The sequence below is a fragment of the Nocardia sp. NPDC058497 genome (assembly GCF_042720195.1).
Lineage (GTDB): Bacteria > Actinomycetota > Actinomycetes > Mycobacteriales > Mycobacteriaceae > Nocardia.
The window spans coordinates 1-4,517 of sequence record NZ_JBHXMY010000489.1; the positions used below are offsets into that span (position 1 = coordinate 1).

Sequence of the window (4,517 nt, forward strand, 5' to 3'; positions counted from 1 at the left end):
CCATAACGATCTGTTATCGCGGTGAGAAGAACCATCTGTTGTACTTCTGATCGGCGCGGCGGCACAGTCGAAGGCATGACCGAGAACGCATCGCAGACCATCGAATCCCTCCGTGTCACCGGCCCGGTGTTCACACCCGGCGACCCGGGTTATGCCGAGGAGGTCGCCGGGTTCCAGACCGCCTACACCCACCGTCCCGCGCTGGTCGTCGGCGCGGTCCACGCCGAGGACGTCAGATCGGCGGTGGAATACGCTGCCCGGCAGGGACTTCCGGTGGCGGTGCAGGCGACCGGACACGGCCTCTCGGTGGCCGCGGATCGTGGCGTGCTGATCACGACCCGGCGAATGGACGCCATCGCGATCGACCCGCGGGCCCGCACGGCCCGCATCGGTGCCGGGGTCCGCGCGGGTGCGCTGGTCGAGGCCGCGGCCGTGCACGGGCTGGCGCCGCTCAACGGTTCCTCGCCGTCGGTCGGCGTCGTCGGATACGTGCTCGGTGGTGGGCTCGGCCTGCTGGCTCGCGAATTCGGTTATGCCGCAGACCATGTGCGCTCGATCGAGCTGGTGACCGCCGACGGGCGCATGCGCACCCTCACCCCGGCCGACGAACTGTTCGGCGCGGTGCTCGGCTCCGGTGGCAACTTCGGCGTGGTGACCGGCCTGGAACTCGATCTCGTCCCCGTCGCCGAGGTCTACGGCGGCCAGCTGATCTTCGACACCCCGCTGGTCGACACCGCGCTCGAGACGTGGCGGCGGTGGACCGCGACGCTGCCGGACACGCTCACCTCGACGATCGCCGCCGTCACCTTCCCGGACATCCCGCCGGTGCCGGAACCCTTGCGCGGCAGGCACGTCGCCTCGATCCGGATCGCCTTCCACGGCCCGGCCGAGGACGGCGAGCGGCTCGTCGCCCCGCTGCGGGCGATCGGCGACCGGCTACGCGACGACCTGCGCACCATGCCCTACACCGAATCGCACACCATCCACAGCGACCCGGACTTCCCGCACGCCTACGCCGCGACCAACGCGCTGCTCACGGAGCTCACCGCCGACGGGCTCGCGGCGCTGCGCGACCTGACCGCGCCCGGTGGGCCGGTCGAGGCGGTCGTCGATATTCGTCACCTCGGCGGGGCGTTGCGCCGGGGCACCGGTGTGGCAGTGGATCACCGCGAGGCCGGGTACGTCGTGCGGGTCATCACCGATGCCGGAGTGGGTGACGCCGCACCCGCCGGACCAGCCGCAGTGCGAGAAGCCTTGGCGCCGTGGACCATCGGGCACAGCCTCAACTTCCTCTACGGTGCGGGCGCGGCGGCGAACGCGGCGCAGACCGAAGCGGGATACGCGCCCGATACCTACACCCGGCTGGTCGCGGCGAAGGCGAAGTACGACCCGCACAACATGTTCCGCTTCAACCGCAATATCGCGCCCGCGTAGCCGTAGGGGTCCGCGCCTTGTCGATTCGCCCGATTTCTACTATCTTGGTGATATCACTCAGATATCGGGAGGATGTCATGGAGCTGCGGTCCGCATTCCGCATGAACGGGTTCGTCGTCGTGCTGGGATGGCTCGTGTTCACCCTGTTGTTCGGTGCCGCCGCTGTGCTGGCGTTCATCTCCGCGACGCAGCACGACGGTGGCGCCCTGGCCTGGGCGGGCGCGGTCGCCGCGGTGATCGCCGTGCTGGTGGTCGCGCTGCTCGCCACCGGGCTGATCATCGTCAATCCCAACGAGGCCAAGGTGGTCACTTTCTTCGGCCGCTACATCGGCTCGGTCTCCGAGCCCGGCTTCTTCTCGGTGGTCCCGCTGACCGACCGCAGGTCGATCTCGTTGCGGGTGCGCAACTTCGAGACCCAGAAGCTGAAGGTCAACGACGCCGACGGCAACCCGGTCGAGATCGCGGCCGTCGTCGTCTACAAGGTGGTCGACAGCTTCAAGGCCGCCTTCGCGGTCGACGACTACGAGGAGTACGTCGAGACCCAGTCCGAGGCGGCGGTGCGGCACCTGGCCACCACCCACCCCTACGACGCGCACGACGACGCCCGCACCAGCCTGCGCGACGGCGCCGAGGTGGCCGAGGAACTCACCGTGGAACTGCGTGAGCGCACACTCACCGCGGGCATCGAGGTCATCGAGGCCAGGATCACCCACCTCGCCTACGCCCCCGAGATCGCCCAGGCGATGCTGGTCCGCCAGCAGGCCGCCCAGGTCGTCGCCGCGCGGACCCAGATCGTGGAGGGAGCGGTCGGCATGGTCGGCCTTGCCCTGGACCGTCTCGCCGCCGCGGGCATGGTGGAACTCGACGAGGAACGCAAGGCCGCGATGGTCTCGAACCTGCTCGTCGTCCTCTGTGGCGACCGCGCCATCCAGCCGGTCGTGAACACCGGATCCCTCTACGCCTGAGGTGCCATGACCGCGCCGAAGAAGGAACCCAAGAAGATCCTGCTGCGGCTCGACCCGGCCGTCCACGAGGCCATCGCCAAGTGGGCGGCCGACGACCTGCGCAGCGTCAACTCCCAGATCGAATACGCCCTCCGCCTGGCCCTCGACCAGGCAGGCCGAAAACCCAAGCGCGACTAGCGCCCTCACGCCACGCCGAGCACGCGGGACAGGAGGCGCTGGCGGGTGCGGGTGGCGGATTTGGCGAGGATGGCTTTGACGTGATCGTTGACCGTGTGTTCGGAGAGGACGAGTTCGGCGGCCAGTTCGCGGGAGTCCAGGCCGGTGGCGAGCAGGGTGAGGACCTGGGATTCGCGGGCGGACAGGCCGTTGGCTCTGGCGAACAGGTCGAGGCGCTCGGTGGCGGTGCTCGGTTCCAGGGCTACGGCGATGTCGTGGTCGCCGATGCGGTCGGCCTTCACCGTGATCCAGCGGTTGCCGCCCAGGTGGATGCGGGAGGTGGCCGGACCGATCGGGGTGCCTGCCTCGGCGGCGAGGAGGGCGGCGCCCGCGTTGTAGACGGAGGCGGGGACCGGGGGGATCGGCTCGTCGGGTGGGAGCAGACGGAGCAGGGATTCGGCGGCGGCCGCTGTTTGGGAGCGCACGCGCAGGGAGTCGTCGAGGAGCACCACCGCGGGACCGAGCGGTGGGAGCTGGGCGTCGGATTCGACGAAGGTGGCGCCGATGACGCGGCGCAGGGCGGTGGTGACGATGGCGGTCAGCGCGGTGAGGCCGGTGAGTTCGGTTCTGGTGAACGGGGATTCGTCGACGCGGAGCAGGTCCAGGAAGCCCCAGCAGCCGTAGCGGTCGGCGAAGGTGACGGTGGCGGAGTCGGTGATGCCGAGCTCGCGCTGGGCGGTGCGCCACAGCAGTGAACGGTCCGGATCGCCCTCGGTGGCGTCGAGCAGGGAGTGGGCGCCGGTGCCGCGCAGGGTGTCCCAGCGATTGAGCGGGGTGAGGTAGCGGGCCCGGATCAGCTCCGGCAGCCGGGACATGTCGAGCCCGGGGATATCGGCGAGCGGCGCCGTCGCGACCGCGGTGACGGGGTCGGTGAGCGCGAAGACATGGCCGGCGAAGGGCAACGTCAGCCGTATTTCGGCCAACACGAGCTCACGCAGTCGTTTGGCGGAATGATCCACGCGGGCCAGACGGCCCACCCGGTCGGCCAGGGCGCTCGGCACGGGCCCAGTCTACGGCGAAATCCCCAGGATCAGGGATGTCCGCGGGGCATCAGCCGGGCCGACACTCGACGTATCCCATTCGGCCCAGCCACGGAGGCGATCATGACCACCACCCTGCACATCGACAACACCGTGCGCGACTACGACACCTGGAAGGCGGCGTTCGACCAGTACGAGCGGTTCCGCGCCGACCACGGCGTGCGCACCTACCGGATCGGGCGCGTCGACGGCGAACCCGTCCGCGTCCTCATCGACCTCGATTTCGACAACCGCGCCGCCGCCGAGGCGTTCCGCACCGCACTGGCCACCGTCCTGGCCACCCCGCGCAGCCGCGCGGTGGTGATCAGTCACGAATCCTGGCTGGCCGACCTGGTCGAAGAGCGCGTTCGGGCCTGAACGACGCGCCCTACCCCGCACGGGGACAACCGAACTGGACCGCGCCGGTAAATTGGATCGGTGCCCATCTCGTTCGACATTCCTGGAATGCAGCAGTTGGACAACACGACCTGGGGGAATCCGGCCACTCGTGATGTCGTCGCGTTGACGTATGTCAACGGAACGCCCGACCTGCCTGCCCGGCTGCACGACCTACCGCGGTTGCGCAGGCGGCTGGCCGAGCATCATGCCCGCACCGGCTGTCTGATCGAGGCGTTCGTGGTGTGGGTCGACCGGCTGCCCGCGCTGCTGCGGGTGGAGAAGACGCAATTGGCGGGCCCGCGGGGGGAGCTCGTTTTCGCCGCGTCGATCGTGGTGCCCAAGGATCGGTGCTCCGCGGTGTTCCAGATCATCTGCCCCGAAACCGGGGTGCCGGGGCTGCGGGAGTCCTCGATCGGCGCTCAGGTCCACCGCAACGAGATGTGCCCGCCCCACCCGTACGCGCCGGGTCTGCGCGGTCGATTGC

General features: G+C 69.6%; 6 protein-coding genes. 5 read left to right on the plus strand and 1 reads right to left on the minus strand.

All coding sequences use genetic code 11. The features are described from left to right. The first annotated feature begins 75 nt into the window (after window positions 1-75). From ACFWPJ_RS25565 to ACFWPJ_RS25575, 3 genes are all read left to right on the plus strand, one after another. The gene (locus ACFWPJ_RS25565) at window positions 76-1,434 is read left to right on the plus strand and encodes an FAD-binding oxidoreductase (protein WP_378854924.1); all 1,359 of its coding nucleotides are present in this window, start codon (window positions 76-78) and stop codon (window positions 1,432-1,434) included. 77 nt (window positions 1,435-1,511) lie between these two features. Further along, a complete protein-coding gene (locus ACFWPJ_RS25570) occupies window positions 1,512-2,399 on the plus strand; it encodes an SPFH domain-containing protein (RefSeq protein ID WP_378854925.1) in 888 nt (295 codons plus the stop codon). Between the two features lie 6 nt (window positions 2,400-2,405). Continuing rightward, window positions 2,406-2,576 carry a toxin-antitoxin system HicB family antitoxin gene (locus ACFWPJ_RS25575; protein WP_357168092.1) on the plus strand — a complete coding sequence of 57 codons (171 nt, stop codon included), beginning with the start codon at window positions 2,406-2,408 and terminating at the stop codon, window positions 2,574-2,576. Window positions 2,577-2,581: 5 nt separating this feature from the next. On the opposite strand, the gene ACFWPJ_RS25580 is transcribed toward ACFWPJ_RS25575, so the two are convergent. Continuing rightward, window positions 2,582-3,616 (minus strand): LuxR C-terminal-related transcriptional regulator, encoded by a 1,035-nt coding sequence (locus tag ACFWPJ_RS25580; RefSeq protein WP_378854926.1) that lies wholly within the window; start codon window positions 3,614-3,616, stop codon window positions 2,582-2,584. Window positions 3,617-3,718: 102 nt separating this feature from the next. Here ACFWPJ_RS25580 and ACFWPJ_RS25585 point away from each other — a divergent pair, with 102 nt between their 5' ends. Together ACFWPJ_RS25585 and ACFWPJ_RS25590 are read left to right on the plus strand one after the other, a co-directional pair. Next, entirely contained in the window at window positions 3,719-4,012 is a 294-nt protein-coding gene (locus ACFWPJ_RS25585) for a hypothetical protein (RefSeq protein WP_378854927.1), read from the plus strand. Between the two features lie 60 nt (window positions 4,013-4,072). Further along, a partial coding sequence (locus ACFWPJ_RS25590; RefSeq protein WP_378854928.1) for a hypothetical protein occupies window positions 4,073-4,517 on the plus strand: 445 nt, incomplete at its 3' end.

Excerpts from the sequence above, each read along its gene's own strand:
- ACFWPJ_RS25585 (WP_378854927.1), top strand. The coding sequence starts at position 3,719 with ATGACCACCACCCTGCACATCGACAACACCGTGCGCGACTACGACACC.
- ACFWPJ_RS25575 (WP_357168092.1), top strand. The coding sequence starts at position 2,406 with ATGACCGCGCCGAAGAAGGAACCCAAGAAGATCCTGCTGCGGCTCGAC.
- ACFWPJ_RS25565 (WP_378854924.1), top strand. The coding sequence starts at position 76 with ATGACCGAGAACGCATCGCAGACCATCGAATCCCTCCGTGTCACCGGC.
- ACFWPJ_RS25570 (WP_378854925.1), top strand. The coding sequence starts at position 1,512 with ATGGAGCTGCGGTCCGCATTCCGCATGAACGGGTTCGTCGTCGTGCTG.